At 62.4% G+C, this 3,907-nt stretch carries 3 protein-coding genes and 1 pseudogene; 3 read left to right on the top strand and 1 reads right to left on the bottom strand.

Going from position 1 to position 3,907, the window contains the following annotated elements:
- The 3 genes and pseudogenes from EN991_RS26665 to EN991_RS26655 all read left to right on the top strand — a co-directional run.
- A pseudogene (locus EN991_RS26665) lies at positions 1 to 484 on the top strand (glutamine synthetase); the annotation flags it as partial.
- Between the two features lie 80 nt (positions 485 to 564).
- Positions 565 to 1,800, top strand: coding sequence for a putative DNA modification/repair radical SAM protein (locus EN991_RS26660; protein ID WP_064992898.1), 1,236 nt, complete (start codon positions 565 to 567; stop codon positions 1,798 to 1,800).
- Positions 1,801 to 1,802: 2 nt separating this feature from the next.
- Complete coding sequence (locus EN991_RS26655; protein ID WP_064992897.1) at positions 1,803 to 3,260, top strand: UdgX family uracil-DNA binding protein; 1,458 nt, start codon at positions 1,803 to 1,805, stop codon at positions 3,258 to 3,260.
- A gap of 52 nt (positions 3,261 to 3,312) precedes the next feature.
- Here the strand turns inward: EN991_RS26655 and EN991_RS26650 are convergent.
- Positions 3,313 to 3,907: MOFRL family protein (locus EN991_RS26650; RefSeq protein ID WP_281058813.1), on the bottom strand; the 595-nt coding region annotated here is incomplete at its 5' end.

Genomic DNA, 3,907 nt, shown 5'->3' with positions numbered 1-3,907 from the left:
CATCCAGACCATGGCGGAATCGATGCTGGTGTTTGCGCCGCACGCCAATTCCTGGCGGCGCTTCGTCTCGCAATCCTATGCGCCGGTGGCGCCGACATGGGGCGTCAACAACCGATCGGTGGCGCTGCGTGTGCCGGCCGGCGACGCCAAGAACCGGCGCATCGAGCACCGGCCGTCGGGCGTCGACGCCAACCCCTATCTGATCGCCGCAACCGTGCTCGCCGGCATCATCAAGGGCATGGATGAAGGGCTCGATCCGGGGCCCGAAACGACCGGCAACGGCTATGAGGCAGCGGTCACGCGCACAACCATGCCTGTCGACTGGCGCGCCGCGATCGAATCGGCCCGGGCGTCCAGCTTCCTGAAGAACGCGCTCGGCGAGGACCTGCACCGGACCTTCGTGGCGATCAAACAGTCCGAATACCTGCGCGTGGCACGCACGGTCAGCGAACTGGATTACCACCTCTATCTGCACGAAGTCTGAGGGCCGGGCGGGCGATCACTTTTTCGCCGTTTCCATCAAATGAGGTGGCATAAGGGCGGATAAGAACATATCATGAACGGATGAGCGCACTCACCGTCCGTGAAAAACTGGCTGTCCTCTCCGATGCCGCCAAATACGATGCGTCCTGCGCCTCATCGGGTGCGGCGAAAAAGGACTCGCTGGAATCAGGCGGCATCGGCTCCACCGAGGGCATGGGCATCTGCCATTCCTACGCGCCGGACGGCCGCTGCATTTCGCTGCTGAAAATCCTGCTGACCAATTTCTGCATCTATGATTGCAGCTACTGCATCAACCGTTCGTCTTCCAACGTGCGGCGAGCCCGCTTTGGCATCGACGAGGTGGTGAAGCTGACCATGGATTTCTACCGGCGCAACTACATAGAAGGCCTGTTCCTGTCCTCGGGTGTCGTTCGCTCGCCGGACGAGACCATGGGGGAGATGGTCGAGGTGGCGCGCCGGCTACGCCTGGAGGAGAAATTCTCCGGTTACATCCATTTGAAGACCATCCCGGAAAGCTCGGCCGAACTGGTCGAGCAGGCCGGTCTCTATGCCGACCGGCTGTCGATCAATGTCGAACTGCCAACCGACGAGGGTGTGAAGCGGCTGGCGCCCGAGAAGAAGCCGGAGACAATCCGGCTTTCCATGGCCAGGCTGCGCCAGAAGATGGAGGAGAAGGCCGAGCCGACTTTGAAGACCAAAAAGCGCGAACGCTTTGCGCCGGGCGGCCAGTCGACGCAGATGATCATCGGCGCCGACAAGACATCCGACGACGGCATATTGCACACGAGCGCCCGGCTCTATGGCAGCTACCATCTGCGGCGGGTCTATTACTCGGCCTTCAGTCCGATTCCGGATTCGTCGTCGTCGCTGCCCCTGCAGAAGCCGCCTCTGATGCGTGAGCACCGGCTTTATCAGGCCGACTGGCTGATGCGGTTTTACGGCTTTTCGCAACCGGAAATCCTCGCCGGCAGCAGCGACGGCATGCTCGATCTCGCCATCGACCCGAAGCTGGGCTGGGCACTGCGCAACCGGGGGCAGTTTCCCGTCGACATCAATCGCGCCGACCGCGAAGCGCTGCTGCGGGTGCCGGGCCTCGGCACCAAGGTGGTGGCGAAGATTTTGGAGACGCGTCGGCACCGGCGCATGCGGCTCGAGGACGTCGGACGGATCTGCCAGTCGATCGCCAAGCTCAGGCCGTTCATCATCGCCGAAGGCTGGTCACCTGGCGCGCTGACCGACAAGGCCGGCCTGCGCGAAAAGATTGCCTCCTCCTGCGAACAGTTGTCGTTGTTCTGATCATGCGGCCGGCGGAACTCGATCTCGCCAGATACAGAGTTCGGCTCGACAGCGAGACGGATTTTGCGGGCTGGCGTGACGCGGCACGGCGGCTGGCCTTGAATGAGGTCAGGCCCGAGGACGTCGACTGGCATGTCGCGCCAGGCTCTGATCAGGCACAATTGCCTGAAGTGCCTGCGGGCGCGCAACTCGTCGTGCCGCGCGACTTCCTCGGGCATGCCGAAACGGCGTTCTGCCATTCCGATCCCGGCCGGTTTGCCTTTCTCTACCGAATGCTGTGGCGATTGCGCGACGAGGCTAAACTGCTGGAAATCGCGTCGGATTCCGACACCAGGCGGCTCGAGGCCATGGAGAAGGCGGTGCGGCGCGACAGCCACAAGATGCACGCCTTCGTACGTTTCCGGAAAATCGGCGACGGTGCCGATGAGCGCTATGTCGCCTGGTTCGAGCCGGATCATTTCATCGTCGAGCGCAACGCCGATTTCTTCGTCAGACGTTTCACCGGCATGCGCTGGACGATCCTGACCCCTTATGCCTCTGCCGACTGGGATGGCGAAAGGCTGGCGATCGGGCCGGGCGCGGCCAAGGGCGATGCGCCTGATCAGGACGATACCGAGGCGCTCTGGCGCACCTATTTCGAGAACATCTTCAACCCGGCGCGATTGAAGGTGAAAGCCATGCAGAAGGAGATGCCGAAGAAATATTGGCGGAACCTTCCCGAGGCCTCGCTCATTCCAGACATGATCGCAGGAGCGGACAAGGCCGCCAAGGACATGATTGCGAAGATGCCGACAACACCCGCGCCGCACCACGCAAAGGTGCAGGCACGGCATTGGCCGAAGCAGCCCGTCGAAGCACCGGAAGATGATGCAAGCACGATTCCGGAATTGCGCGAGGCAGCGAAAGGCTGCCGCCGCTGCCCGCTGTGGCGCGACGCGACGCAGACCGTCTTCGGTGAAGGCCCTGACAATGCCAAGGTGATCTTCGTCGGCGAACAGCCGGGGGATCAGGAGGACCTCGCCGGCAAACCTTTCGTGGGTCCGGCCGGCAAGGTGTTCGATGCGATCCTGGACGATGCCGGTGTCGACCGGCAAAAGGTCTATGTCACCAACGCGGTCAAGCACTTCAAGTTCGAGCCGCGCGGCAAGCGCCGCATCCACTCCAAACCGAATTCCGGTGAGATTCAGGCCTGCCGCTGGTGGATCGACCAAGAATTCGAGCTGATCAAGCCGAACCTCGCCGTGGCACTCGGCGCGACAGCGGCGATGTCGCTGCTCGGCAAGGCGATTCCGGTGACAAAGATGCGCGGACAAGTGATCGAGCGCGAGGACGGATTGCGCGTGTTCATCACCATCCATCCCTCCTTCATCCTGCGCATCCGCGAACCCGCGGACAAGGAGGCTGAACGCGAACGGTTCCTGCAGGATATGAAGCTGGTGAAGCGGCTGATGGCCGCCTGATTGGTCTGTTTTGCGCGATTCCGGACGGAAAACCTTCCTGGAATTGCTGCGGCTACCTGATCAGAATTGCCCTGAGATCGTTGACATTCGTACCGGTCGGGCCGGGTACGAAGAGATCGTCAACCGCGTTGAAGGCCGTCCAGGCATTGTTGCCGGCAAGCATAGCCTTGGCGTCCACCCCGGCAGCGCGCATGCGCGACACGGTCGAAGCATCGGCAAAGGCACCGGCATTGTCTTCCGAACCGTCGATGCCGTCAGTATCGGCGGCCAGCGCATTGATACCGTCGACGCCATTGATGCCGATGGCGAAGGCGAGCAGGAATTCCGAATTGCGGCCGCCCTTGCCTTTTGCGCGCAGCGTCACGGTTGTCTCGCCGCCCGACAGGATCAGCACCGGCTTCGAGAAAGGCCTGTTGCGCGTCGCCACTTCACGCGCGATCGCGGCGTGGACACCGCCAACCTCGCGCGCCTCGCCTTCGATGGCATCGGAGAGGATAATCGCCTCGACGCCTTGCCGTTTCGCTTCCGTAGCGGCGGCTTCCAGCGATACCCCGGCCGAAGCGATCAGATGCACCTCGTTGCGCAAAAAGCGCTCGTTATCCAGGCTTGGCGCATCGGCGGCCGGCGAATTGATATGCGCCATCACC

This window comes from Mesorhizobium sp. M7A.F.Ca.US.005.03.2.1 (assembly GCF_003997795.1).
Taxonomy (GTDB): Bacteria; Pseudomonadota; Alphaproteobacteria; order Rhizobiales; family Rhizobiaceae; genus Mesorhizobium; species Mesorhizobium ciceri.
The sequence above is the reverse complement of the archived record's forward strand: the minus strand, read 5'-3'. Positions and strand labels throughout refer to the sequence as shown.